Source organism: Rhodoligotrophos defluvii, from assembly GCF_005281615.1.
GTDB lineage: Bacteria > Pseudomonadota > Alphaproteobacteria > Rhizobiales > Im1 > Rhodoligotrophos > Rhodoligotrophos defluvii.
The window spans coordinates 229,766-251,617 of sequence record NZ_SZZM01000005.1; the positions used below are offsets into that span (position 1 = coordinate 229,766).

The window sequence follows — 21,852 nt, forward strand, 5'->3', positions numbered from 1 at the left end:
ATGAGCAATGACCACTTGGAACCGGTGCCTATCAGCGATCCAGGAGGCCGCAGGTCGGCCACTGAGCGATGACGAGATGGAAGAGCTGATAGACGAGCTGCAGGCCCGTGTCCGGCAAGCCCGGGCCGAAGATGCGGCCGGCAGCTCAGAGGATGCGGTGCTGCGCGCGGCAGAGCAGCTGGCGCAGGACATGAAGACAGCCGCGCTCATCGAGAAGCGCAATGCCGCTCTGTCGCTGCGCCGCCGGCTGGAGGCGCTCGATTTCGTGCGCACGCAGTTCCGCAACGACTATGCCCAAGGCTTGGAGGCCCTCATGGTCGGCGTGAACCGTGTCGGTATTGGCAACCGGGCCAGCGCGGCCGCCCACCAGAACCAGCTCACCGGCCACTACCTCGGTGGCTTCATCGCGGATCTGCAAAAGGGCGATCTATGGCCGCTGTTCGTCAGCAACAGCCTCGACCGCGAAATTGCCCGAGCCCTTTGGCTGAAGGGCCAGAAGGACGCTGATCTCTCCGGTATCCCCACACAGGCCCGGCAAATCGCGGACATGATCGCCAAATGGCAGGACGTCGCCAGGATCGATGCCAACAAGGCTGGCGCCTGGATCAGGAAGCTCCCGGGCTATATCGTCCGGCAGTCGCATGACGTCTATAGGATCCGCTCCGCCGGCTTCGAGACCTGGCGAGATTACATCCTGCCGCGGCTCGACCCGGTCACCTTCGCGAATGTCAAAAATCTCGACCAGTTTCTGAGGGAAACCTATTCCGGGCTGGCGAGCGGGGTGCATCTCAAGGCGGCCATGCAATCACCCGAGGGTTTCAAGGGCCCGGGCAATCTTGCCAAGCGGCTCAGCCATGAGCGCGTGCTGCATTTCCGTGATGCGGACGCGTGGCTCGACTACAACGAGCGCTTCGGCATGGGCGGCATGAATGAGGCTGTTCTGTTCGGCTTGGAGCGCATGGCGCGCGCCACCGGCCTGCTGCGCGCGCTGGGGCCCAACCCTGAGGCCAATTTCAGCCGCATCATGGATGAGCTGGCGAAGGACCTGAAGAACGAACCGGAGAAGCTCGACCGCTTCGCCCGGCAGGATCGCAATTGGCTGATGAACCGCTTTGCCGAGGTGGACGGCTCTATCCGCATCCCGGCCAACGCCATGGGCGCACGCGTCGCGTCTGTGACCCGCGCCTGGCAATCCATGGCCAAGCTGGGCGGCGCCGTGCTGTCGGCGGTGACCGATATCCCGATCTACGCCTCTGAGATGCGCTATCAGGGGCAGACGATGCTCAGCGGCATGGGGGAGGCGCTGAGCGGGCTTATGCGCGGCCGAGGCAGCAAGGAGCGCCAAGAGGTGCTCGGCATGCTGGGCGTGTTCTTCGACAGCCAGCGCGGCGATGTGATCAGCCGATTCTCGGCAGCCGATGATCTCCCGGGCCGCATGTCGTGGCTGATGCAGAAATTCTTCAAATTCAACGGGCTCACCTGGTGGACGGACACCATGCGCGCCTCGGCAGCCGATGCCATGTCGCACCGGCTGGCCCTCAACCGCGATGTTGCCTGGGGTGGCCTGGACGAGGATCTCCGCCGCGTTCTCGGCCTTTATGGCCTCGATGGTGGCAAGTGGGAGATCATCCGGGCAACGGCCACGCGGATGGCCGACGAGCGCGACTATATCGTGCCTGAGGGCGTGCGCGACGCGCCTGACGAGCTGCTCTCGAGGTATTTGGCCGGCAAGGGGCTGGAGCCCACTGCTGCGCGCGTCCGCGAGTTGCGCGACGAGATCGAAACGCAGCTCCGGTCCTATTTCGTGGACCGCACGAGCTATGCGGTGATTGAGCCGGACCAGCGAACCCATGCCATCATTCGCCGTGGCACCCGCCCGGGCACGGTGGAAGGCGAATTCCTCCGCTTCATCGGGCAATTCAAATCCTTCCCCGTCGCCGTGATCGTCAAGTCGATCGGCCGTGAGGTGTTCGGCCGCGGCTATGCCGGCGATGCGCGAGGCCCGCGCGCTGTCTGGGAAGCCCTGCGGGCCGGCAATGGGGAAATGCTCGGTCTTGCCCAGCTGATGCTGTGGACCACGCTATTCGGCTATGGCGCGATGACCGCCAAGGATCTCGCCAAGGGCCGCACGCCCCGCGATCCGGCGGACCCGACCACCTGGGCGGCAGCCATGACCCAGGGCGGCGGGCTAGGCATCTACGGTGATTTCCTGTTCGGCGAGCTGCGTACGCGCTTCGGCGGCGGCCCCATCGCGACGGCGCTGGGCCCGGTGGCCGGCGTTTCCGAAGATATCCTCGACATCATCGGCCGGATGAAGAATGGCGATGACGCCGCGGCCGCGAGCTTCCGCACGCTGCTCAACAACACGCCCTTCCTGAACCTGTTCTACACCCGGATTGCGCTGGACTACCTGATCCTCAACCGCATCCAGGAGAGCCTGAACCCGGGCTATCTCAGGCGCTATGAGCAGCGCGTGCGGAAGGAAAATGCGCAGGATTTCTGGCTGGCGCCTTCGGAGGCGTTGTAAGCTCGACCCAAAGAAAACTGATCCTAAGTTAAGCTACTTCGTATAGCTTCGATGGGAAGCATATATGTCGTAGGATTGTCTGGAAAAGGGATAAATCCGAAATTGGTGTAAAACACTGCGGCTCCTTCATCAATCGCGTGAACTATTATGGCTCGCGCTCCGACTATTGATGAAGCTTCTACTATTCTAAGGAAAGCGTCTTTCAGTAGGGCTTTTCCAACTCCATTGCCTTGAAAGTGCCGATCTACTGCCAAGCGGCCAATTAACATGATCGGGACTGGATCGGGGTTTCCGTGGCGATAGTTTCGAGGCATAGAACTCCGTACGACTGCCCCGGTTGCCAGGCAATAATAGCCTATTACACGCTGACCAACACAGGTTACGTAAGTACGCGCCGTCTTCCCTTCACTGCCTCGCGCTGTATTCCTCAACCAGTCGTCTAAGGGCTCTTTGCCGCAGAAAAACTGATCAAGAGAGTGCTCGCCATTAATGGGCGCGGGAGGCGTAATCGACGGCCTTCCGCGCTTTGGATTTAAAGATGTTATTTCTCCCATGGTGATTTTGTTTTTAACAACTCCCTAAGTTTTTGATTTGGAAGAGGTGGATTATCCAATATGCGGAGGAATTCTGCATACTGTTCGCTGTCAAGCTCAAAAAAGCGCTGGTCAAGCAGCACGTCGATAGCGTGCTGCCTTGCGCTTTCTACTACAAACTCCGTTCTGCTCTTTCCGATAACGGCGGCGGCTTCATCAATTAAATCGCGAGTCCTCCTCGAGATGCGTAGATTGATGGTCGTGTCACTCCGCTTCCGAACCCGTTGAGCCGGACGGTCCATGACTGCGGTCGCCGATGACATGTCCTTGTCCCTTGCGTCGGTGGTGGATTTTTCTTTTTTTGATGTTTTTCGATCGTGGTTCGGCATCGCTCGAACAGCCTCATATAACGCATAAGCGTATGTACGTTGTCAATACGGCTATCAGACGGATACCAATAAATCGTATATACGTTGTACGTGCGACAAAACGAAGGCAGACCGCGGATGGTTCCGTGCTTGTTTCTCACCCATCGTTCTCCGAGCTCAGCTCCTCGACGGGGATGGCGTGAGCGCCGGCCCGGAGCCGCACGCCGGGCTGGCCATGGTTCAGGAATTCGATGCCTAGCTGCTCAAGGGCAGTTTGGACCCTCAGCACGTTATTTAGGCGGCTGGTCAACTGTTCGCTTCCTTTCGCCTCCATATTGCGAACGGTATTCACATCCACTCCGGCAAGCCTAGCGAGATCGATTTGACCAATCCCAGCCAAAGCCCTGGCGGCTTTTAACTGATTTCCACTTACGAGCACGTCATCCACCAAAAAATTGGGTATGATACACAATTTCCTTGACCGCTGATCGCTCAGCAGTATGTTGGGTATTGTACCTAGCATACACGTTGCCAAATTGGCAACGTGATGTTTAAAGCGCAACAGCCGTTTGGACAAGGGGATGATGCCATGATCAATTGGGTGGACCTCGGCGTTAAGGCGGACCTTCTGGAGTACGTGGATCAGGTCGTTGAACAAGTGCCGGATGAGAAGAAGAGAGCTTGGATGAACAAAGGGGATGAGCTAACCGACGAGTTAGTTATGGCGATTACCGACGCTGAAATTGAAAACGAGACCGACGCGTGGGCAAAGATTGCGTCGGCGTTTCTCGATCTAGATGAGTATGTCCAGGAGGCTGTCGCTTATCTCTTCCGCCACTACAATGTGGCCCTTCCAAAGGAGCTGTGGCAAGTGGCGCCAAGCCATATGCAGGAACTCCAGGCGCAAATCGATGACTGGGAGCCGTCGACCGATGACGGCGAACCGGCGCTAGCGGCCTGACCCTTCTCAACGCCTTCGAGACCCCGCCTAAATGGCGGGGTTTTTCTATGCCCAGCTCCTGACATCAGACTGACATGGACCGGCGGCAGGTGGATGTCTCGCAGAGGCGTTGGAAATTTTATCAGGATATCAGCCACTTATTGGTGCCGGCAGCAGGGCTCGAACCCGCGACCCCCTGATTACAAATCAGGTGCTCTACCTGCTGAGCTATGCCGGCGCCGTGTGTCCTTGGCGATCAATCTCGTAAGCAACCCTGCAGTGTCAAGTCGCAATCGCTCCCGCCCGGAGCCTTGGCTCGAGCGGAGCGGCTGACGATATAGAGCGCGATCGCTGCTGCGGTCGAGACGTTGAGGCTGATGATCCGGCCGGGCAGGGGGATTTTCGCCAGAAGATCGCAGCGTTCGCGGGTGAGCCGGCGCAGCCCTTTGCCCTCGGCGCCCAGCACCAGCGCCAGCGGCGGCCGCAGGGGCGCCGATTCGAGATCGCCTTCCGCTTCGCTGTCGAGGCCGATCGCCGTGAAGCCCTTGCGCTTCAGCGCATCGAGGGCGCGTGCCAGATTGGTTTCCCTGACGATTGCCACGTGCTCCAGGCCGCCGCTTGCGGCTTTGGCCAGTGCCGCGGTCATGCCGGGACCATGCCGCTCGGTGGTGACCAGCGCATGCGCACCGAACGCGGCAGCCAGGCGGATCACCGCCCCGACATTGTGTGGATCGGTAACCTGGTCCAGCACCAGAATCACTCCCTCGGCCGGGATATCTTCCAGCGGCAGCGGCGCGAGGGGCAAGGCTTCGAGCACCAGGCCCTGATGCACCGCGTCCGGGCCGGTGATCCGGTCGAGAGCCTGCGGAGGAACGACCTCTACCGCGAGCCCCTCCGGGAGAGCGGCCGGTAGACGCTGCAGAGCGTTCTGGCTTGCCCAGAGCTTCGCCAATCGCCGCCGCGGATTCTTGAGTGCCGCCTCGACCGCATGGCGCCCGTAGATGAGCTCCTGCGGCCGCGTGTCCTGCCCGCGGGCGGCCGCTCTCTCTGAGGGGCTTCCCTGGCGGCGAAAGCGGCTCACCGGGAGGCCTCGCGGCCTTGTCGCGCCCGGGCTTGCGCCCTTCCGGGATCGGCGGCTCGGCAAGCGTTGGAAAGAACCATGAATTCTCTTCGCGTTGGGGTTGACAGGCCAATCGGCCATCTCCATAACACGCGCATTGCTTCCCGGGAAACGGTCCGGGACGGCTTCTTGCGCTCTATGCACGGGCGACATGTGGCACGGAGGGGTGCCCGAGTGGTTAAAGGGGACGGACTGTAAATCCGTTGGCTTAGCCTACGTTGGTTCGAATCCAACCCCCTCCACCAGGCCGATGTCGACCGGTGCCGCAGTCCCGCCACGGGGCGCCGCCTCGGGCCTTGCGCCCGCGGATTCGACGCTCCGGGCTGTTCGGCATTCGGCACATGCAGAGCGCCACGAGCCGGCCAGGCTGCACCCGGGATGGACTGGCGCTGATCGCTCGTCGCGCCGCCCAGCCCTCCGGCGCAGTGTGCGGGTGTAGCTCAATGGTAGAGCAGAAGCCTTCCAAGCTTAAGACGAGGGTTCGATTCCCTTCACCCGCTCCAGTTTCTGACCATGGGCTCAGCGGCACCAGGCGCCACCTTCGGAGACAAGAAGCCCCTGAGGGCTGAATGACAAGGACAGTTTGAGATGGCCAAGCAGAAGTTTGATCGTACGAAGCCCCATGTGAACATTGGGACGATTGGTCATGTTGATCATGGGAAGACGTCGTTGACGGCGGCGATCACGAAGGTTCTGGCCGAGACGGGTGGTGCGACGTTCACGGCCTATGACCAGATTGACAAGGCGCCGGAGGAGAAGGCGCGGGGGATCACGATTTCGACGAGCCACGTGGAATATGAGACGGGCAAGCGGCACTATGCGCATGTGGATTGCCCTGGTCACGCGGACTACGTGAAGAACATGATCACGGGTGCGGCGCAGATGGATGGAGCGATTCTGGTTGTGTCTGCGGCGGATGGTCCGATGCCGCAGACGCGCGAGCACATTCTTCTGGCGCGGCAGGTTGGTGTTCCGGCGCTGGTTGTTTACCTGAACAAGGTTGACCAGGTTGATGATCCCGAGCTTCTGGAACTGGTTGAGATGGAGGTTCGGGAGCTTCTGTCGAAATACGACTTTCCCGGGGACGAGATACCGGTGATTTCGGGCTCGGCGCTTGCGGCGCTGGAGGACCGGGATGCGGATGGGATTGGCCGGGCGTCGGTTCTGAAGCTGATGGAGGCGGTGGATTCGTACATTCCGACGCCTGAGCGTCCGAAGGACCAGCCGTTCCTGATGCCGATCGAGGACGTGTTCTCGATTTCGGGGCGCGGGACGGTTGTGACGGGCCGGATCGAGCGCGGTGTCGTGAAGGTCGGCGAGGAAGTGGAGATTGTCGGGATCCGCGACACGCGCAAGACGACGGTGACGGGCGTCGAGATGTTCCGCAAGCTGCTCGATCAGGGCGAGGCGGGCGACAATATCGGTGCGCTGCTGCGCGGCATCGACCGGGACATGGTGGAGCGGGGCCAGGTTTTGTGCAAGCCCGGCTCGGTGAAGCCGCACAAGAAGTTCACGGCGGAAGCCTACATCCTGACGAAGGAGGAGGGTGGACGTCACACGCCGTTCTTCACCAACTACCGTCCGCAGTTCTACTTCCGGACGACGGACGTGACGGGTGTTGTGACGCTGCCGGAAGGCGTCGAGATGGTGATGCCGGGCGACAACGTGTCGATGAGCGTTGAGCTGATCACGCCGATCGCCATGGAGGAGAAGCTGCGCTTCGCCATCCGGGAAGGCGGCCGCACCGTCGGCGCCGGCGTCGTCTCCTCCATCGAAGAGTAAGTGAATCGAAACCAGCACGTGCTCCCGGGAATCAACTCGGGAGCATGCTGCATCGCGGGTCTGAAACTATGCAGAGACAAAATATCCGCATCCGGCTCAAGGCGTTCGACCATCGCATCCTCGATGCGTCGACCCGGGAGATCGTGAACACCGCGAAGCGCACGGGCGCCCAGGTGCACGGCCCGGTTCCGCTGCCGACCCGGATCGAGCGGTTCACCGTCAACCGGTCGCCGCATATCGATAAGAAGAGCCGCGAGCAGTTCGAGATTCGCACTCACAAACGGCTTCTCGACATTGTCGACCCCACCCCGCAGACCGTCGATGCTCTGATGAAGCTCGACCTGGCGGCCGGTGTGGATGTCGAGATCAAGCTGTAACGCCCGTTCAAGCGAAAGGACCAAAGCGATGCGGTCAGGTGTCATCGCGCAGAAACTTGGCATGACCCGGATCTACACCGAGGACGGCCGTCAGATTCCGGTGACGGTCCTGAAACTCGACAAGTGTCAGGTCTTGGCGCACCGCACCCAGGAGAAGGACGGCTATACGGCTGTCCAGCTGGGCGTGGGTACGCCGAAGGTAAAGCGGGTCACCAAGGCGCAGCGCGGCCAGTTTGCGGCCGTGCAGGTCGAGCCGAAGCGGAAGGTGGCGGAGTTCCGCGTGAGCCCGGACAACCTCATCGAGGTGGGCTCGGAACTGACGGCCGACCATTTCGTGGCGGGCCAGTACGTGGATGCCTGCGGCATCTCGATCGGCAAGGGCTTCGCCGGCGTCATGAAGCGCCATAATTTCGGGGGTCTGCGTGCCAGCCATGGCGTGTCGATCTCGCACCGCAGCCATGGTTCGACCGGCAACCGGCAGGACCCGGGCAAGGTGTTCAAGAACAAGAAGATGGCCGGCCATCTCGGCGCCGAGCGGGTGACCACGCAGAACCTGCAGGTGGTGAGCACCGATGCCGAACGCGGGCTGATCATGGTCAAGGGCTCGATCCCGGGCTCGAAGGGCGGTTGGGTCTACCTGTCCGACGCGGTCAAGCGCAAGCTGCCGGAAAACGTGCCGTTCCCCGGCGCGTTCCGCAAGAACGGCGCTGGCAGCGAGGCGCAGGCCTCTGAGCCGCCGGTGGCGCAAGGGCCGGAGGCCCAGCCTGAGGCGCACGCGCCCGAAGCGCAAGCGCCCGGGGCGCAAGCGCCTGAGGCACAAGGGTGAAGGTGTCCGAGATGAAACTTGACGTAAAGACCCTTGAGGCCAAGGACGCCGGCTCCATCGAGCTCCCCGGCCACATCTTCGGTCTCGAGCCGCGTGCCGACATTCTCCATCGCATGGTGGTGTGGCAGCTGGCAAAACGGCGTGCCGGCACGCATCAGGCGAAGAACCGTGCAGAGGTCGCCTATTCGACGGCCAAGCTGTACAAGCAGAAGGGCACCGGACGGGCCCGGCACGGCAGCCGAAAGGCGGGGCTGTTCCGCGGCGGCGGCAAGGCTTTCGGGCCTGTGTCCCGCGATCACGCCATTGATCTGCCGAAGAAGGTGCGGGCGCTGGCGCTGAAGCATGCGCTCTCGGCCAAGGCCAAGGCGGAAGAGCTGGTGGTGCTCGACCAGGCGGTCGCGGCCGAGCCCAAGACCAAGGCGCTGAAGGAGGCATTCGGCAAGCTGGGGCTGGAGAACGCGCTGATCATCGGTGGCCCGCAGATTGACGTGAATTTCGGGCTGGCGGCGCGCAACGTGCCGGGCATCGACGTTCTGCCGGTGCAGGGCATCAATGTCTATGACATCTTGCGCTGCAAGAAGCTCGTGCTGACCAGAGCCGCCATCGAGGCGCTCGAGGAGCGGTTCAAATGAATCCGAAGCTTTACGACGTGATCAAGAGCCCGATCATCACCGAAAAGTCGACCATGCTGTCGGAGCACAACCAGGTGATGTTCAACGTGGCGCGCGAGGCGACGAAGCCGGAGATCAAGAAGGCGGTCGAGGCGCTGTTCGGGGTCAAGGTGAAGGCGGTCAACACCCTGCTGCGCAAGGGCAAGGTGAAGCGGTTTCGCAACACCATGGGCCGGCAGAGCGACGTCAAGAAGGCGGTCGTGACCCTCGAAGAGGGCCAGTCGATCGACGTGACGACGGGTATCTGACGAGAGGCGTTTGTCATGGCACTGAAAAACTATAAGCCGACGACACCGGGGCAACGCGCCCTCATTCTCGTCGACCGCAGCGAGCTCTGGCAGGGAAAGCCGGTGAAGGCGCTGACCGAGGGACTGACCAAGTCGGGCGGGCGCAACAATTCCGGACGGATCACCACGTGGCAGCGTGGCGGCGGTCACAAGCGCAGCTACCGTCTGGTGGATTTCCGCCGGCGTAAGTTCGACGTCGAAGCCAAGGTCGAGCGGCTGGAATATGACCCGAACCGGTCGGCCTTCATCGCGCTGATCCGTTACGCCGATGGCGAGCAGTCGTACATCTTGGCGCCGCAGCGCCTGCAGGTGGGCGATACGGTGGTGTCCGGCACGCGCGTCGACGTGAAGCCCGGCAATGCCATGCCGCTCGCCAACATGCCGATCGGGACGATCGTGCACAATGTGGAACTGAAGGAAGGCAAGGGCGGCCAGATCGCTCGTTCTGCCGGTGCTTATGCCCAGCTCGTGGGCCGCGATCAGGGCTATGCCCAGCTGCGGTTGCGCTCCGGCGAAACGCGCATCGTGCGCGGCGAGTGCCTGGCCACGGTGGGGGCGGTGTCCAACCCGGACCACGCCAACCGCTCGATCGGCAAGGCCGGCCGCAGCCGCTGGTTGGGCCGGCGTCCGGTGGTACGCGGCGTGGCCATGAACCCGATCGACCATCCGCATGGCGGCGGCGAGGGCCGCACCTCCGGCGGCCGGCATCCGGTCACCCCATGGGGCAAGCCCACCAAGGGCAAGCGCACCCGCCGCAACAAGGGCACGCAGAAGTACATACTGCGCAGCCGTCACTTGAAGAAATAGAGGTAATACGCCGTGGCACGCTCGGTTTGGAAAGGTCCGTTCATCGACGGTTACGTCTTGAAGAAGGCGGAGGAGGCGCGCGCGTCGGGCCGCAATCAGGCCATCAAGATCTGGAGCCGGCGGTCGACCATCGTGCCCCAGTTCGTTGGGCTGACATTTGCCGTCCATAACGGCCAGAAGCACATTCCGGTCAGTGTCACGGAAGAGATGGTCGGGCACAAGTTCGGCGAGTTCGCGCCGACCCGCACCTTCTATGGCCATGCTGCCGACCGCAAGGCGAAGAGGAAGTAACCATGGGCAAGCGTTCGAGAGAGCGGGTGCTTAAGGACACCGAGGCGAGGGCCGTGCTGCGCTCGCTGCGCGTGTCGCCCCAGAAGCTCAACCTGGTCGCGGCGATGATCCGCGGCAAGAAGGTTGACAAGGCGCTGGCCGAGCTCACCTTTTCGCGCAAGCGCGTTTCGCACGACGTGAAGAAGACGCTGCAGTCGGCCATTGCGAATGCCGAGAACAATCACGCGCTGGACGTGGACAGCCTGGTGGTGGCGGAAGCCTTCGTGGGCAAGGGGCTGGTGATGAAGCGGTTCCGGCCGCGGGCCCGCGGCCGCGCCAGCCGCATCGAGAAGCCGTTCAGCCAGCTCACCATCGTGGTGCGCCAGGTCGAGGAGGCCGCATAATGGGGCAGAAGATCAATCCGACCGGCTTCCGGCTGGGCGTCAACCGCACCTGGGATTCCCGCTGGTATGCGGGCCGCGCGGAATACGCCAAGCTGCTGCACGAGGATCTCAGGATCAAGAGATACCTACGTGACGCCCTGAAGCAGGCCGGCGTGTCGCGCATCGTCATCGAGCGCCCGCACAAGAAGTGCCGGGTCACGATCTACACCGCCCGTCCGGGCGTGGTGATCGGCAAGAAGGGCGCCGATATCGAGAAGCTGCGCCGCAAGATCGGCGAGTACACCTCATCCGACGTTCACCTGAACATCGTCGAGGTGCGCAAGCCCGAAATGGACGCCCAGCTGGTGGCAGAGAACATCGCCCAGCAGCTCGAGCGCCGCGTCGCCTTCCGCCGCGCCATGAAGCGGGCGGTGCAGTCGGCCATGCGGCTTGGCGCCCAAGGGATCAGGATCACCTGCGGCGGCCGGCTGGGCGGCGCGGAAATCGCCCGCACCGAGTGGTATCGCGAAGGGCGTGTGCCGTTGCACACCCTGCGCGCCGATATCGATTTCGGAACGGCGACCGCGCACACCGCCTATGGCACGATCGGCATCAAGGTGTGGATCTTCAAGGGCGAGATCCTCGAGCACGACCCGTTCGCTTCCGAGAAGCGCCTGCAGGACTATCAGGAAGGCGGCCCGCGGGGCGAGCGGGGTGACCGGGAGCGCCAGCGGCGCGAGATGGCCTGAGCTAACGGCTGGACGAGCCCATAGGGACTTAAGGACAAAGGACAATGCTGCAGCCAAAACGCACGAAATTCCGCAAGCAGCACAAGGGGCGGATCCATGGCAAGGCCAAGGGTGGCACCGAGCTCAATTTCGGCGCCTTCGGCCTGAAGGCGCTGGAACCGGAGCGGGTCACCGCGCGCCAGATCGAGGCGGCGCGCCGCGCGATTACCCGCCACATGAAGCGTAGCGGGCGCGTGTGGATCCGCATCTTCCCGGACGTGCCCGTGTCGAAGAAGCCCACCGAGGTCCGCATGGGCAAGGGCAAGGGCGCGCCCGAGTACTGGGCGGCCAAGGTGAAGCCCGGCCGCATCATGTTCGAGATCGACGGCGTCGATCGCGAGATCGCCGAGGAGGCGCTGCGGCTGGGCGCGGCAAAGCTGCCGATCACCACGCGCATCGTGGCGCGGTTCGGCGAATGATCGGCGGACCGGCTGGAGATTTTTATTGGGATTGACCGCTATGAAGGCCTCCGAAGTGAAACTCCTGAGCGATGATCAGCTCAAGGACGAGTTGCTGAAGCTGAAGAAGGAGCAGTTCAATCTGCGCTTCCAGAAGGCGGTCGGCCAGGTTGAGAACACCGCACGTGTCCGCGAGGTCCGGCGGACCGTGGCGCGGATCCTGACGGCGCAGCGCCAGCGCGCCAAGACCGCGGCGAAGTAAGGACGGGAGATAAAGATGCCGAAGCGCATCCTGCAGGGTGTCGTGGTCAGCGACAAGAACGAGCGCACCATCGTGGTGCAGGTGGAGCGGCGATTCACGCACCCGCTGTTCAAGAAGACCGTGCGGCGGTCGAAGAAGTTTCACGCCCACGACGAGCATCGCGCGGCCAAGGTGGGCGACATCGTGCGCATCCAGGAATGCCGCCCGATCTCGAAGCTGAAGACGTGGACATTGATCGAGAACGTCTCCGAGGGCAGGGCGACTGAGGCCGAGGCCAGAGCCGCTGCGGCCGAGGCCGCCAAAGCACGGGAATAGCGCCGCCGAGCTTGAGCTTCGGACGAGCGAAACAGGATGAAGGTGGTGCCATGATACAGATGCAAACCAATCTGGACGTAGCCGACAATTCCGGCGCGCGCCGGGTGCAGTGCATCAAGGTGCTGGGCGGGTCGCACCGGAAATATGCCCATGTGGGCGACGTGATCGTCGTGTCCGTGAAGGAGGCGATCCCGCGCGGCCGCGTGAAGAAGGGCAATGTGATGAAGGCCGTGGTGGTGCGCACCGCCAAGGACATCCACCGTCCGGACGGCTCGGTCATCCGCTTCGACGGCAATGCGGCCGTGCTGATCAACAACCAGGGCGAGCCGATCGGCACCCGCATTTTCGGCCCGGTGCCACGGGAACTCAGGGCGAAGAACCACATGAAGATCATCTCGCTCGCGCCGGAGGTGCTCTGATGGCGGCGAAGATCAAGAAGGGCGACACGGTGGTGGTGCTTGCCGGCAAGGACAAGGGCAAGCGCGGCGAAGTGCTGAAGGTGCTGCCGTCGGAGAACCGGGCGGTGGTCCAGGGCGTCAACCGCGTGCAGCGCCACCAGAAGCAGACCGGCACCCAGGAGGGCGGCATCATCTCCAAGGAGCTGCCGATCCACCTGTCGAACCTGGCAATCGCTGACCCGAAGGACGGCAAGCCTTCGCGGGTCGGCTTCAAGATCCTCAATGACGGCAGCAAGGTGCGCGTCGCGCGCCGCTCCGGGGAGGTCATCGATGGCTGAGACTTACACGCCGCGGCTGCAGCGCCACTACCAGGAGGTGGTGCGCCCGATGCTGACGGAGAAGTTCAAATATACCAACGTCCACCAGCTGCCGGCACTGGACAAGATCGTGCTCAACATGGGCGTAGGCGAGGCGGTGGGCGACACCAAGCTGGTCAAGTCGGCGGCGGAGGACCTGGGTCGCATCGCCGGCCAGAAGGCGGTAATCACCCGGGCGCGCAAGTCGATCGCCACCTTCAAGGTGCGCGACGGCATGCCCATCGGCTGCAAGGTGACCCTGCGCCGCGCACGGATGTACGAGTTTTTCGACAGGCTGCTGACCATCGCCCTGCCGCGCGTCCGCGACTTCCGTGGATTGCCGACCACGAGCTTCGATGGCAACGGCAATTATGCGCTGGGCATCAAGGAGCACATCATCTTCCCGGAAATCGACTATGACCGGGCGGAGCGCATCTGGGGCATGGACGTGATCATCTGCACGACGGCCAACTCCGACGAGGAAGCACGGGCGCTGCTCGAAGGCTTTGACTTTCCGTTCCGCCAGGCGCCGTCGCGGCGCCAGGCCGCGTAACGGGCCCGCTCAAGGATCTAGAGGACCGATATGGCCAAGAAGAGCGCTATCGAAACCAACAAGCGGCGCAGGACGCTGGCGAAGAAGTTCGCGAACAAGCGCCAGCGGCTCAAAGCGGTCGTGCAGAACAAGGCACTGCCGATCGAGGAGCGCTTCGAGGCGCAGCTCAAGCTCGCCAACCTGCCGCGCAACTCGGCGCCGAGCCGCGTCCGCAACCGCTGCGAGATGACCGGCCGTCCGCGCGCCTTTTACCGCAAGCTGAAGATCTCGCGGATCGCGCTGCGGGATCTGGCCCATAGCGGCGCCATTCCCGGCATGGTCAAGTCGAGCTGGTAGGCGGAATCTGGGAGACACGTGATATGAGTGTGAATGATCCGCTCGGCGATATGCTGACCCGCATCCGCAATGCGCAGCTGCGCGGCAAGTCCAAGGTGACGACGCCCGCGTCCAAGCTGCGCAAGCGCGTGCTCGACGTGCTGGAGCAGGAAGGCTTCATCCGCGGCTATGCCGAGGTCGAGTTCGACAACGGCAAGAAAGAGATCGAGATCGAGCTCAAGTATTTCGACGGCGAGCCTGTGATCCACGACATCAAGCGGGTGTCGACCCCGGGCCGGCGCGTCTATGCCTCGGTGGCGTCCATGCCGACGGTCTATAACGGCTTGGGGATCTCGATCCTGTCGACGTCCCAGGGTGTGATGTCCGACAGCGACGCGCGCGACCGCAATGTGGGTGGCGAAGTTCTCTGCACCGTCTTCTGAGGCGGCTGCGGGAAGTGGTGCTAACGGATTGATCTGCCGCTGGTTCCGGATGGCCGGATAACGGCGGCGAGAAGAGAAGCAGGAATTTACCCATGTCCAGGACCGGTAAGAAGCCCGTCTCCGTTCCGAAGGGGGTCTCGGTCTCCATCGACGGCCAGACCGTTTCGGCCAAGGGGCCCAAGGGCGAGCTTTCCATGGTGCTCGTGGAAGAGGTCATCGCCAAGCTCGGCGAGGACGGCGCGGTGACCATCACGCCGCGGGATGAGTCCAAGCGGGCCCGTGCCATGTGGGGCATGAGCCGGACCCTGGTCGCCAACATGGTGGAAGGCGTCTCGAACGGCTTCAAGAAGACGCTGGAGATCAATGGCGTGGGTTACCGTGCCGCCATGCAGGGCTCGCAGCTTCAGCTGCAGCTCGGCTTCAGCCATGACGTGAAATATGCCGTGCCGCAGGGCATCAAAATCGAAACGCCGCGCCCGGTCGAGATCGTGATCTCGGGCATCGACAAGCAGCGCGTCGGCCAGGTCGCAGCGGAAATCCGCGACTTCCGTCCGCCGGAACCCTACAAGGGCAAGGGCATCAAGTATGCCGACGAGGTGATCTTCCGCAAGGAAGGCAAGAAGAAGTAACGGGAGCAGCGAGAATGGTTGGCAGACTTACCCAGCAGGAGCGGCGCGCGGCCCGTGTGCGTAGGGCACTCAAGGCCCGTGCTTTTGGTCGCCCGCGGCTGAGCGTGTTCCGCTCCCACAAGAACATCTACGTTCAGATCATCGATGATGAGAAGGGCGTGACGCTTGCGGCGGCATCCACCCTGGACCCCAAGGTCAAGGGTACGCTAAAGACGGGCGGCGATATCGGCGCGGCGGCGGTGGTTGGCAAGCTGATCGCCGAGCGCGCCAAGAGCGCGGGTATCTCCGACGTGGTCTTCGACCGCGGCGGATATCTCTATCATGGTCGGGTCAAGGCGCTGGCGGATGCCGCGCGCGAAGGCGGCCTGAACTTCTAACACGCATTACCGAAAGCAAGGCGAACGCCATGGCCACGAGAGACAGAGAGCGGGAAGACCGCAGGGATCGGGACGAGCGCGACAGCGAGTTCGTCGACAAGCTGGTGCACATCAATCGCGTGGCCAAGGTGGTGAAGGGCGGCCGCCGGTTCGGCTTTGCCGCGCTGGTGGTGGTCGGCGACCAGAAGGGCCGGGTCGGGTTCGGCCACGGCAAGGCGCGCGAGGTGCCGGAAGCGATCCGCAAGGCGACCGAGACGGCAAAGCGCAGCATGGTCAGGGTGCCTCTGCGCGAGGGGCGGACGCTGCATCACGACGTGCTCGGCCATCACGGCGCCGGCCGCGTGGTCCTGCGCGCAGCCCCGCCCGGAACCGGGATCATCGCCGGCGGCCCGATGCGCGCGGTGTTCGAGACCCTGGGCGTGCAGGATGTCGTGGCAAAGTCGATCGGGACGTCCAACCCCTACAACATGGTGCGCGCCACCTTCGACGCACTGAAGAACGAGAGAAGCCCCCGCCAGGTGGCCTCCCGCCGCGGCAAGAAGGTGAGCGACATCGTCGCCCGCCGCCGGGATGCGTCAGCGCTGGTCGAGTAACCGGCTTTACAGGCGGGCGTGGCGAGCGAGCGTGAAGCAAGGATAGGCGTTATGGCCAAGGCAAAGACAGAGACGAGCGGCACGGTGACGGTGGAGCAGATCGCCAGCGCCAACCGCCGCACCAAGGACCAGCAGGCCACCCTGCTCGGGCTCGGCTTGAAGCGGATGCGCGCGCGGTCGACCCTCAAGGATACGCCGGAGGTGCGTGGCATGATTCGCAAGGTCGCCCACCTCATCCGCGTGGTTGAATAGTCGCCGGCTCGAGGCAGCCGGCCGAAGATCGGGATCCGAGGGATCGAGGACATGAAACTGAACGAGCTGAATGACAACCCCGGCGCCCGCCATCGCGCCAAGCGACGCGGCCGTGGCGTCGGCTCCGGCCTCGGCAAGACGTCCGGTCGCGGCGTCAAGGGCCAGAAGGCGCGCTCGGGCGTGGCCGTGGTCGGCTTCGAAGGCGGCCAGATGCCGATCTACCGCCGGCTGCCGAAGCGCGGCTTCAACAATATCCACGCCAAGAGCTTCAACGAGATCAATCTCGGACGGCTGCAGCAGGCGATCGATGCCAAGCTGATCGACGCCGGCAGCACGGTGACGGTCGATACGCTGGTTGCGGCGGGCGTTCTGTCGCGCCGTCTGGACGGCGTGCGGCTGCTCGGCAATGGCGAGCTCAAGAGCAAGATCTCGATCGAGGTGAACCACGCCAGCAAGTCGGCGCGCGCGGCTGTCGAGAAGGCCGGTGGCAGCCTGGTGATCGTGGGTGGCCCGTCGGCCGAGGCGGGCGAAGCGGCCTCCTGAATTCAGGCTTGGCACGCGGCGTGTTGCCGCATGCGGCCGCACGCGTCGAGCATGGGGCGGAAGGCTTGGTAAACTGTTCCGCCTGGGTAAGCCGGTAGGCTCATGCGGCCGCTGCCGGAGGAAATCTTCGGCGCCGCCTGGCGGGCGTCGGGTGCCTCGCCCATATGAACGGCAAGGGGTACCCGCTCGAGGGACAACATGGCATCAGCAGCAGAGCAGCTTGCCGCGAACATCAATCTCGCGGCCTTTGGCAAGGCGACTGAACTCAAGAAGCGGATCTGGTTCACGCTGGGTGCTCTGATCGTCTACCGGCTCGGGACCTACATCCCCGTTCCCGGCATCGATCCGACCGAGCTTGCCCGCCTCGTTCAGCAGAACTCGGCCGGCATTCTGGGTTGGATCAACGGCCTGGCCGGTGGCGCGCTCGGCCGCATGGCCATCTTCGCCCTGAACATCATGCCCTATATCTCGGCGTCCATCATCGTGCAGCTGATGACGTCGGTATCGCCCCATCTGGAGGCGCTGAAGAAGGAGGGCGAGCAGGGCCGCAAGACCCTCAATCAATATACCCGGTATGGCACCGTTATCTTGGCTGCGGTTCAGGCCTACGCAATCGCCGTCGGGCTCGAGACTTCGAGCAATGCGGTGCTCGACCCCGGCTGGTTCTTCCGTGCCTCGACCGTGATCACCCTCGTGGGCGGCACCGTATTCCTGATGTGGCTCGGCGAGCAGATCACCGCCCGCGGCATCGGCAACGGCATCTCGCTGATCATCTTCGCAGGCATCGTGGCCGAGCTGCCGCGAGCCATTGCCGGCACCCTCGAGCTCGGGCGGCAAGGCATCCTTTCGACCTACCTGATCATCGGCATCGTCATCATGGCCCTCGCCGTGGTCATGTTCATCGTCTTCATGGAGCGGGCGCAGCGGCGCATTCTGGTGCAGTATCCCAAGCGCCAGGTCGGCAACCGGGTCTTCCAGGGCGACAGCTCGCACTTGCCGCTGAAGCTCAACACGGCCGGCGTCATTCCGCCAATCTTCGCGTCCTCGCTCCTGCTCCTGCCGGTGACCATCGCGAATTTCATGTCGGGACAGGGGCCGGGCTGGCTGACCACCCTGACGGCGCTGCTGGGGCCGGGCCAGCCGCTGTTCCTGCTGATCTATGTGGCGCTGATCGTCTTCTTCTGTTTCTTCTACACGGCCATCGTGTTCAACCCCAAGGACACGGCGGATAACCTGAAGAAGCACGGCGGCTTCGTCCCGGGCATCCGCCCGGGGGAGCGCACGGCGGAGTATATCGACTATGTGCTGACCCGTATCACCCTGGTGGGCGCCATCTATATCGCCGCCGTCTGCCTGCTGCCGGAGATCCTGCGCTCGTATTGGGCGCTGCCGTTCTATTTCGGCGGCACCTCGCTCTTGATCGTGGTCAGCGTCACCATGGATACCGTCGCGCAAGTGCAGAGCCATCTGCTCGCCCATCAGTATGAAGGGCTGATCAAGAAGGCGAAGCTGAGGGGAGCCCGTCGATGAACGTCATTCTGCTTGGACCACCCGGGGCCGGTAAGGGGACGCAGGCCAAGCTGTTGGAGCAGCAGCGCGGGCTGAAGCAGCTGTCCACGGGCGACATGCTGCGTGCCGCCATTGCCGAGGGCACGGCGCTGGGGCGCAAGGTCGAGGCGATCATCGCCCGCGGCGACCTGGTGCCGGACGACGTGGTGGTCGGCATCATCGCCGAGCGGATCCGCGCCAAGGACTGCGCCAAGGGCTTCATTCTCGACGGATTTCCGCGCAACGTGGCCCAGGCCGAGGCTCTGGACGCGATGCTTTCGGAACTCGGCCTGAAGCTCGACGCCGTCATCGAGCTGGGAGTCGACGAGAACATCCTGATCGGGCGCATCGAGAAGCGGGCGAGCGAGACGGCGGGTGGCCCGCGAGCCGACGACAATGCCGAGGCGCTCAAGAAGAGGCTGGCCGTCTATAACGAGCAGACCGCGCCGGTTGCGGCCTATTACCGGTCGCGCGGGGTGTTGCGCACCGTGGACGGCATGGCTGACGTGGAGACCGTCAATCGCCAGATCGGGCAGGTGCTCGATCGGGCGCGAGCAGCCTGAACAGGCCCGGAGTTGCCGGGATTGGCGTGAAGTGCCAAGCCGCGTGTTGACGAAACAGCAGAGTCGCCTTACATAACGCGAACTTTGTTGCGCTCAATCGGGCTGGCCTCTGGCAATTCCCTCCGGATTGCCGAAGGTGCAGCCTTGTGTCGTTAGCGCACCCGATTGCAGGACGTTTTGAAGCCCGGGCAAGAGCCGGGCGATTGTAGGAGAAGCCGACGTGGCCCGTATTGCTGGCGTCAACATTCCGACGAACAAACGCGTGGAGATCGCGCTCACCTATATTCATGGAATCGGGCCCAAGATGGCGCGCGAGATCTGTGAAAAGGTGGGCATTCCTAGCGCGCGGCGGGTCAATGAGTTGTCGGATGCGGACGTGCTGCAGATCCGCGAGACCATCGACCGTGACTATATGGTGGAGGGCGACCTGCGGCGGGAAGTGGCCATGAACATCAAGCGGCTGATGGATCTCGGCTGCTACCGCGGCCTGCGCCATCGCCGCGGCCTGCCTGTGCGCGGCCAGCGCACCCACACCAACGCCCGCACCCGCAAAGGTCCAGCCAAGGCCATTGCCGGTAAGAAGAAGTAAGGACAAGGCTGGATCCCATGGTCAAGGACGCTACCCGCATTCGCCGCAAGGAACGTAAGAACATCACGTCGGGCGTCGCCCACGTGAACGCGACCTTCAACAACACGATGATCACCATCACCGATGTCCAGGGGAATGCGATCTCCTGGGCCTCGGCCGGAAAGATGGGCTTCAAGGGCTCGCGCAAGTCGACGCCGTTTGCCGCGCAGATGGCGGCGGAAGAGGCGGCGCGCCGGGCCATGGAGCATGGCATGCGCACCCTCGAGGTGGAGGTGAAGGGCCCGGGCTCGGGTCGTGAGTCGGCGCTGCGCGCCCTGCAGGCTGTTGGCCTGCAGATCACCACGATCCGCGACGTGACGCCGATCGCCCATAACGGCTGCCGGCCGCCGAAGCGCCGGCGCGTGTGATCGTCAGCTCTGCGGCCCGGCGCGGCGGTTGCCACGCCGGAGCCTTTGGCGCCGGCGAACCCCGCCCTGAGGTGGATCATCGGCGCAAACTATCGATGAACGAGGATTCCAAGTGATCCAAAAGAATTGGCAGGACCTGATCAAGCCGACCAAGCTCGAGGTCGCGCCTGGTCGCAATGCGCAGAACGTCGCCACCTTGGTCGCGGAGCCTCTGGAGCGCGGCTTCGGCCTCACGCTCGGCAACGCGTTGCGCCGCGTGCTGCTGTCGTCCCTTCAGGGCGCGGCCATCACCTCGGTGCATATCGACGGCGTTCTGCACGAGTTCTCCTCGATCGCCGGTGTCCGGGAGGATGTCACCGACATCGTCCTGAACATCAAGGAGATCGCGCTGCGGATGCATGTGGAGGGGCCCAAGCGGCTGCTCCTCAAGCGGCAGGGGCCCGGTGTCGTCAAGGCGGGCGACATCGAGGAGACCGCCGACATCCAGGTGCTCAATCCCGATCACGTGATCTGTACCCTGGATGAGGGCGCGGAGATCCGGATGGAGTTCACCGTGAACACGGGCAAGGGTTATGTGCCGGCCGAACGCAACCGGCCGGAGGATGCGCCCATCGGCCTCATTCCGGTGGACAGCCTGTACAGCCCGGTGAAGCGGGTGTCGTACAAGGTCGAGAATACCCGCGAGGGGCAGATCCTTGATTACGACAAGCTCACCCTCACCGTCGAGACCGACGGTTCCCTCACCCCGGAGGACTCGGTTGCCTATGCGGCGCGCATCCTGCAGGACCAGCTGCAGATCTTCATCAATTTCGAGGAGCCGAGCCGGGTGGTGAAGGAGGAGCGTCAGCCCTCCGAGCTGCCGTTCAACGCTGCGCTTCTGAAGAAGGTGGACGAGCTCGAGCTGTCGGTGCGCTCGGCCAACTGCCTGAAGAACGACAACATTGTCTATATCGGCGACCTCATCCAGAAGACCGAGGCCGAGATGCTGCGCACGCCGAATTTCGGCCGCAAGTCGCTGAACGAGATCAAGGAGGTTCTCGCCCAGATGGGTCTCCATCTCGGCATGGAGGCACCCAACTGGCCGCCGGAGAACATCGAAGAGCTCGCCAAGAAATACGAGAATCAGTACTGAGCCGGCGTCCCGTTTCGGGTGCGGCAGATGAGTTGCTAAGGAGAGACGCGCGATGCGCCACGGCAAGAGCGGGCGGAAGCTCAACAGGACAGCGAGCCATCGCAAGGCCATGTTCGCCAATATGGCGGCAGCCCTGATCAAGCACGAGCAGATTGTCACCACGCTGCCCAAGGCAAAGGAGCTGCGCCCGGTTGTGGAGCGGCTGATCACCCTGGCCAAGAAGGGCGGCCTGCACCGCCGACGCCAGGCAATCGCCCAGATCCGCGACATCGAGCAGGTAGGCAAGCTGTTCGACACGCTGGGCGCCCGCTACCAGAGCCGGCCTGGCGGTTACACGCGTGTGCTCAAGGCGGGCTTCCGCTATGGCGACAACGCGCCGCTGGCGGTGATCGAGCTGGTGGACCGCGATCCGGCGGAGAAGGGCAAGGATTCGGGCCCGGTATCCGTGGACGAGGAAGCCGCGGCGGCGTGACCCCCCAGGGCTGAAGGCATTTCATCAG

At 63.5% G+C, this 21,852-nt stretch carries 34 protein-coding genes and 3 tRNA genes; 32 read left to right on the forward strand and 5 right to left on the reverse strand.

What is annotated here, in order from left to right:
- Positions 1–7: 7 nt before the first annotated feature.
- Positions 8–2,527: a hypothetical protein gene (locus tag E4P09_RS20200; RefSeq protein WP_137391437.1), complete on the forward strand. Its 2,520-nt coding sequence runs from the start codon at positions 8–10 to the stop codon at positions 2,525–2,527.
- Between the two features lie 23 nt (positions 2,528–2,550).
- On the opposite strand, the gene E4P09_RS26915 is transcribed toward E4P09_RS20200, so the two are convergent.
- The 3 genes from E4P09_RS26915 to E4P09_RS20215 form a co-directional block, all read right to left on the reverse strand.
- Positions 2,551–3,081 (reverse strand): GNAT family N-acetyltransferase, encoded by a 531-nt coding sequence (locus E4P09_RS26915; RefSeq protein WP_137391438.1) that lies wholly within the window; start codon positions 3,079–3,081, stop codon positions 2,551–2,553.
- Positions 3,069–3,449 carry a type II toxin-antitoxin system TacA family antitoxin gene (locus E4P09_RS20210; RefSeq protein WP_239025286.1) on the reverse strand — a complete coding sequence of 127 codons (381 nt, stop codon included), beginning with the start codon at positions 3,447–3,449 and terminating at the stop codon, positions 3,069–3,071. The genes E4P09_RS26915 and E4P09_RS20210 overlap by 13 nt, the downstream gene beginning before the upstream one ends.
- Positions 3,450–3,585: 136 nt before the next feature.
- The gene (locus tag E4P09_RS20215) at positions 3,586–4,005 is read right to left on the reverse strand and encodes a helix-turn-helix domain-containing protein (RefSeq protein WP_338049015.1); all 420 of its coding nucleotides are present in this window, start codon (positions 4,003–4,005) and stop codon (positions 3,586–3,588) included.
- 12 nt (positions 4,006–4,017) lie between these two features.
- On the opposite strand from E4P09_RS20215, the gene E4P09_RS20220 reads away from it, so the two are divergent.
- A complete protein-coding gene (locus E4P09_RS20220) occupies positions 4,018–4,389 on the forward strand; it encodes a hypothetical protein (RefSeq protein WP_137391439.1) in 372 nt (123 codons plus the stop codon).
- A 141-nt stretch (positions 4,390–4,530) separates the two neighbouring features.
- On the opposite strand, the gene E4P09_RS20225 is transcribed toward E4P09_RS20220, so the two are convergent.
- Both E4P09_RS20225 and rlmB read right to left on the reverse strand, forming a co-directional pair.
- Positions 4,531–4,606 (reverse strand) — tRNA-Thr (locus tag E4P09_RS20225).
- An 18-nt stretch (positions 4,607–4,624) separates the two neighbouring features.
- Positions 4,625–5,449 (reverse strand): 23S rRNA (guanosine(2251)-2'-O)-methyltransferase RlmB, encoded by an 825-nt coding sequence (gene rlmB, locus E4P09_RS20230; RefSeq protein ID WP_239025287.1) that lies wholly within the window; start codon positions 5,447–5,449, stop codon positions 4,625–4,627.
- A gap of 199 nt (positions 5,450–5,648) precedes the next feature.
- Here rlmB and E4P09_RS20235 point away from each other — a divergent pair.
- The 30 genes from E4P09_RS20235 (at position 5,649) to rplQ (ending at position 21,824) form a co-directional block, all read left to right on the forward strand.
- Positions 5,649–5,733: transfer RNA gene (locus tag E4P09_RS20235), tRNA-Tyr, on the forward strand.
- A gap of 184 nt (positions 5,734–5,917) precedes the next feature.
- Positions 5,918–5,991 (forward strand) — tRNA-Gly (locus E4P09_RS20240).
- Between the two features lie 85 nt (positions 5,992–6,076).
- The gene (tuf, locus tag E4P09_RS20245) at positions 6,077–7,270 is read left to right on the forward strand and encodes an elongation factor Tu (RefSeq protein ID WP_137391441.1); all 1,194 of its coding nucleotides are present in this window, start codon (positions 6,077–6,079) and stop codon (positions 7,268–7,270) included.
- Positions 7,271–7,338: 68 nt separating this feature from the next.
- On the forward strand, positions 7,339–7,647 hold the full coding sequence (gene rpsJ, locus E4P09_RS20250) for a 30S ribosomal protein S10 (RefSeq protein WP_137391442.1): 309 nt from the start codon (positions 7,339–7,341) through the stop codon (positions 7,645–7,647).
- 28 nt (positions 7,648–7,675) lie between these two features.
- A complete protein-coding gene (gene rplC / locus E4P09_RS20255; protein WP_137391443.1) occupies positions 7,676–8,473 on the forward strand; it encodes a 50S ribosomal protein L3 in 798 nt (265 codons plus the stop codon).
- Positions 8,474–8,484: 11 nt separating this feature from the next.
- Positions 8,485–9,105, forward strand: coding sequence for a 50S ribosomal protein L4 (gene rplD, locus E4P09_RS20260; protein WP_137391444.1), 621 nt, complete (start codon positions 8,485–8,487; stop codon positions 9,103–9,105).
- On the forward strand, positions 9,102–9,392 hold the full coding sequence (locus tag E4P09_RS20265; RefSeq protein ID WP_137391445.1) for a 50S ribosomal protein L23: 291 nt from the start codon (positions 9,102–9,104) through the stop codon (positions 9,390–9,392). Before rplD ends, E4P09_RS20265 begins: the two co-directional genes overlap by 4 nt.
- A 15-nt stretch (positions 9,393–9,407) precedes the next feature.
- A complete protein-coding gene (rplB, locus tag E4P09_RS20270; RefSeq protein WP_137391446.1) occupies positions 9,408–10,238 on the forward strand; it encodes a 50S ribosomal protein L2 in 831 nt (276 codons plus the stop codon).
- 12 nt (positions 10,239–10,250) lie between these two features.
- Positions 10,251–10,529 (forward strand): 30S ribosomal protein S19, encoded by a 279-nt coding sequence (gene rpsS, locus E4P09_RS20275; protein ID WP_137391447.1) that lies wholly within the window; start codon positions 10,251–10,253, stop codon positions 10,527–10,529.
- Between the two features lie 2 nt (positions 10,530–10,531).
- Positions 10,532–10,912 carry a 50S ribosomal protein L22 gene (gene rplV / locus E4P09_RS20280; protein ID WP_137391448.1) on the forward strand — a complete coding sequence of 127 codons (381 nt, stop codon included), beginning with the start codon at positions 10,532–10,534 and terminating at the stop codon, positions 10,910–10,912.
- On the forward strand, positions 10,912–11,640 hold the full coding sequence (gene rpsC, locus E4P09_RS20285) for a 30S ribosomal protein S3 (protein WP_137391449.1): 729 nt from the start codon (positions 10,912–10,914) through the stop codon (positions 11,638–11,640). The genes rplV and rpsC overlap by 1 nt, the downstream gene beginning before the upstream one ends.
- A 44-nt stretch (positions 11,641–11,684) precedes the next feature.
- The gene (gene rplP / locus E4P09_RS20290) at positions 11,685–12,098 is read left to right on the forward strand and encodes a 50S ribosomal protein L16 (RefSeq protein ID WP_137391450.1); all 414 of its coding nucleotides are present in this window, start codon (positions 11,685–11,687) and stop codon (positions 12,096–12,098) included.
- Positions 12,099–12,138: 40 nt separating this feature from the next.
- On the forward strand, positions 12,139–12,339 hold the full coding sequence (gene rpmC, locus E4P09_RS20295; RefSeq protein ID WP_137391451.1) for a 50S ribosomal protein L29: 201 nt from the start codon (positions 12,139–12,141) through the stop codon (positions 12,337–12,339).
- Between the two features lie 15 nt (positions 12,340–12,354).
- Positions 12,355–12,654, forward strand: coding sequence for a 30S ribosomal protein S17 (gene rpsQ / locus E4P09_RS20300; protein WP_137391452.1), 300 nt, complete (start codon positions 12,355–12,357; stop codon positions 12,652–12,654).
- Positions 12,655–12,704: 50 nt separating this feature from the next.
- Positions 12,705–13,073, forward strand: a complete 369-nt coding sequence (rplN, locus tag E4P09_RS20305) for a 50S ribosomal protein L14 (RefSeq protein ID WP_137391453.1) — start codon at positions 12,705–12,707, stop codon at positions 13,071–13,073.
- Positions 13,073–13,390 carry a 50S ribosomal protein L24 gene (rplX, locus tag E4P09_RS20310; RefSeq protein ID WP_137391454.1) on the forward strand — a complete coding sequence of 106 codons (318 nt, stop codon included), beginning with the start codon at positions 13,073–13,075 and terminating at the stop codon, positions 13,388–13,390. Before rplN ends, rplX begins: the two co-directional genes overlap by 1 nt.
- The gene (gene rplE, locus E4P09_RS20315) at positions 13,383–13,961 is read left to right on the forward strand and encodes a 50S ribosomal protein L5 (RefSeq protein ID WP_137391455.1); all 579 of its coding nucleotides are present in this window, start codon (positions 13,383–13,385) and stop codon (positions 13,959–13,961) included. Before rplX ends, rplE begins: the two co-directional genes overlap by 8 nt.
- A 30-nt stretch (positions 13,962–13,991) precedes the next feature.
- Positions 13,992–14,297: a 30S ribosomal protein S14 gene (gene rpsN, locus E4P09_RS20320; RefSeq protein WP_137391456.1), complete on the forward strand. Its 306-nt coding sequence runs from the start codon at positions 13,992–13,994 to the stop codon at positions 14,295–14,297.
- 23 nt (positions 14,298–14,320) lie between these two features.
- Positions 14,321–14,719, forward strand: a complete 399-nt coding sequence (gene rpsH, locus E4P09_RS20325; protein WP_137391457.1) for a 30S ribosomal protein S8 — start codon at positions 14,321–14,323, stop codon at positions 14,717–14,719.
- A gap of 92 nt (positions 14,720–14,811) precedes the next feature.
- A complete protein-coding gene (gene rplF, locus E4P09_RS20330) occupies positions 14,812–15,348 on the forward strand; it encodes a 50S ribosomal protein L6 (RefSeq protein WP_137391458.1) in 537 nt (178 codons plus the stop codon).
- A gap of 14 nt (positions 15,349–15,362) precedes the next feature.
- Positions 15,363–15,725 (forward strand): 50S ribosomal protein L18, encoded by a 363-nt coding sequence (rplR, locus tag E4P09_RS20335; protein ID WP_137391459.1) that lies wholly within the window; start codon positions 15,363–15,365, stop codon positions 15,723–15,725.
- 29 nt (positions 15,726–15,754) lie between these two features.
- Positions 15,755–16,318 carry a 30S ribosomal protein S5 gene (gene rpsE / locus E4P09_RS20340; protein WP_137391460.1) on the forward strand — a complete coding sequence of 188 codons (564 nt, stop codon included), beginning with the start codon at positions 15,755–15,757 and terminating at the stop codon, positions 16,316–16,318.
- A gap of 51 nt (positions 16,319–16,369) precedes the next feature.
- Positions 16,370–16,570, forward strand: a complete 201-nt coding sequence (gene rpmD / locus E4P09_RS20345) for a 50S ribosomal protein L30 (protein ID WP_137391461.1) — start codon at positions 16,370–16,372, stop codon at positions 16,568–16,570.
- 51 nt (positions 16,571–16,621) lie between these two features.
- Positions 16,622–17,113 carry a 50S ribosomal protein L15 gene (gene rplO / locus E4P09_RS20350; RefSeq protein ID WP_137391462.1) on the forward strand — a complete coding sequence of 164 codons (492 nt, stop codon included), beginning with the start codon at positions 16,622–16,624 and terminating at the stop codon, positions 17,111–17,113.
- A gap of 198 nt (positions 17,114–17,311) precedes the next feature.
- Positions 17,312–18,643, forward strand: coding sequence for a preprotein translocase subunit SecY (gene secY / locus E4P09_RS20355; RefSeq protein WP_137391463.1), 1,332 nt, complete (start codon positions 17,312–17,314; stop codon positions 18,641–18,643).
- Positions 18,640–19,224 carry an adenylate kinase gene (locus E4P09_RS20360; protein WP_137391464.1) on the forward strand — a complete coding sequence of 195 codons (585 nt, stop codon included), beginning with the start codon at positions 18,640–18,642 and terminating at the stop codon, positions 19,222–19,224. Before secY ends, E4P09_RS20360 begins: the two co-directional genes overlap by 4 nt.
- 220 nt (positions 19,225–19,444) lie before the next feature.
- Positions 19,445–19,813 carry a 30S ribosomal protein S13 gene (rpsM, locus tag E4P09_RS20365; protein WP_137391465.1) on the forward strand — a complete coding sequence of 123 codons (369 nt, stop codon included), beginning with the start codon at positions 19,445–19,447 and terminating at the stop codon, positions 19,811–19,813.
- Between the two features lie 17 nt (positions 19,814–19,830).
- On the forward strand, positions 19,831–20,220 hold the full coding sequence (gene rpsK, locus E4P09_RS20370; protein WP_137391466.1) for a 30S ribosomal protein S11: 390 nt from the start codon (positions 19,831–19,833) through the stop codon (positions 20,218–20,220).
- 112 nt (positions 20,221–20,332) lie between these two features.
- A complete protein-coding gene (locus E4P09_RS20375) occupies positions 20,333–21,352 on the forward strand; it encodes a DNA-directed RNA polymerase subunit alpha (RefSeq protein WP_137391467.1) in 1,020 nt (339 codons plus the stop codon).
- 52 nt (positions 21,353–21,404) lie between these two features.
- The gene (gene rplQ / locus E4P09_RS20380) at positions 21,405–21,824 is read left to right on the forward strand and encodes a 50S ribosomal protein L17 (protein WP_137391468.1); all 420 of its coding nucleotides are present in this window, start codon (positions 21,405–21,407) and stop codon (positions 21,822–21,824) included.
- Positions 21,825–21,852 lie beyond the last annotated feature (28 nt).

Excerpts from the sequence above, each read along its gene's own strand:
- E4P09_RS20200 (WP_137391437.1), top strand. The coding sequence starts at position 8 with ATGACCACTTGGAACCGGTGCCTATCAGCGATCCAGGAGGCCGCAGGT.
- E4P09_RS26915 (WP_137391438.1), bottom strand. The coding sequence starts at position 3,081 with ATGGGAGAAATAACATCTTTAAATCCAAAGCGCGGAAGGCCGTCGATT.
- E4P09_RS20210 (WP_239025286.1), bottom strand. The coding sequence starts at position 3,449 with ATGCCGAACCACGATCGAAAAACATCAAAAAAAGAAAAATCCACCACC.
- E4P09_RS20220 (WP_137391439.1), top strand. The coding sequence starts at position 4,018 with ATGATCAATTGGGTGGACCTCGGCGTTAAGGCGGACCTTCTGGAGTAC.
- tuf (WP_137391441.1), top strand. The coding sequence starts at position 6,077 with ATGGCCAAGCAGAAGTTTGATCGTACGAAGCCCCATGTGAACATTGGG.
- rpsJ (WP_137391442.1), top strand. The coding sequence starts at position 7,339 with ATGCAGAGACAAAATATCCGCATCCGGCTCAAGGCGTTCGACCATCGC.
- rplC (WP_137391443.1), top strand. The coding sequence starts at position 7,676 with ATGCGGTCAGGTGTCATCGCGCAGAAACTTGGCATGACCCGGATCTAC.
- rplD (WP_137391444.1), top strand. The coding sequence starts at position 8,485 with ATGAAACTTGACGTAAAGACCCTTGAGGCCAAGGACGCCGGCTCCATC.
- E4P09_RS20265 (WP_137391445.1), top strand. The coding sequence starts at position 9,102 with ATGAATCCGAAGCTTTACGACGTGATCAAGAGCCCGATCATCACCGAA.
- rplB (WP_137391446.1), top strand. The coding sequence starts at position 9,408 with ATGGCACTGAAAAACTATAAGCCGACGACACCGGGGCAACGCGCCCTC.
- rplV (WP_137391448.1), top strand. The coding sequence starts at position 10,532 with ATGGGCAAGCGTTCGAGAGAGCGGGTGCTTAAGGACACCGAGGCGAGG.
- rpsC (WP_137391449.1), top strand. The coding sequence starts at position 10,912 with ATGGGGCAGAAGATCAATCCGACCGGCTTCCGGCTGGGCGTCAACCGC.
- rplP (WP_137391450.1), top strand. The coding sequence starts at position 11,685 with ATGCTGCAGCCAAAACGCACGAAATTCCGCAAGCAGCACAAGGGGCGG.
- rpmC (WP_137391451.1), top strand. The coding sequence starts at position 12,139 with ATGAAGGCCTCCGAAGTGAAACTCCTGAGCGATGATCAGCTCAAGGAC.
- rpsQ (WP_137391452.1), top strand. The coding sequence starts at position 12,355 with ATGCCGAAGCGCATCCTGCAGGGTGTCGTGGTCAGCGACAAGAACGAG.
- rplN (WP_137391453.1), top strand. The coding sequence starts at position 12,705 with ATGATACAGATGCAAACCAATCTGGACGTAGCCGACAATTCCGGCGCG.
- rplX (WP_137391454.1), top strand. The coding sequence starts at position 13,073 with ATGGCGGCGAAGATCAAGAAGGGCGACACGGTGGTGGTGCTTGCCGGC.
- rplE (WP_137391455.1), top strand. The coding sequence starts at position 13,383 with ATGGCTGAGACTTACACGCCGCGGCTGCAGCGCCACTACCAGGAGGTG.
- rpsN (WP_137391456.1), top strand. The coding sequence starts at position 13,992 with ATGGCCAAGAAGAGCGCTATCGAAACCAACAAGCGGCGCAGGACGCTG.
- rpsH (WP_137391457.1), top strand. The coding sequence starts at position 14,321 with ATGAGTGTGAATGATCCGCTCGGCGATATGCTGACCCGCATCCGCAAT.
- rplF (WP_137391458.1), top strand. The coding sequence starts at position 14,812 with ATGTCCAGGACCGGTAAGAAGCCCGTCTCCGTTCCGAAGGGGGTCTCG.
- rplR (WP_137391459.1), top strand. The coding sequence starts at position 15,363 with ATGGTTGGCAGACTTACCCAGCAGGAGCGGCGCGCGGCCCGTGTGCGT.
- rpsE (WP_137391460.1), top strand. The coding sequence starts at position 15,755 with ATGGCCACGAGAGACAGAGAGCGGGAAGACCGCAGGGATCGGGACGAG.
- rpmD (WP_137391461.1), top strand. The coding sequence starts at position 16,370 with ATGGCCAAGGCAAAGACAGAGACGAGCGGCACGGTGACGGTGGAGCAG.
- rplO (WP_137391462.1), top strand. The coding sequence starts at position 16,622 with ATGAAACTGAACGAGCTGAATGACAACCCCGGCGCCCGCCATCGCGCC.
- secY (WP_137391463.1), top strand. The coding sequence starts at position 17,312 with ATGGCATCAGCAGCAGAGCAGCTTGCCGCGAACATCAATCTCGCGGCC.
- E4P09_RS20360 (WP_137391464.1), top strand. The coding sequence starts at position 18,640 with ATGAACGTCATTCTGCTTGGACCACCCGGGGCCGGTAAGGGGACGCAG.
- rpsK (WP_137391466.1), top strand. The coding sequence starts at position 19,831 with ATGGTCAAGGACGCTACCCGCATTCGCCGCAAGGAACGTAAGAACATC.
- rplQ (WP_137391468.1), top strand. The coding sequence starts at position 21,405 with ATGCGCCACGGCAAGAGCGGGCGGAAGCTCAACAGGACAGCGAGCCAT.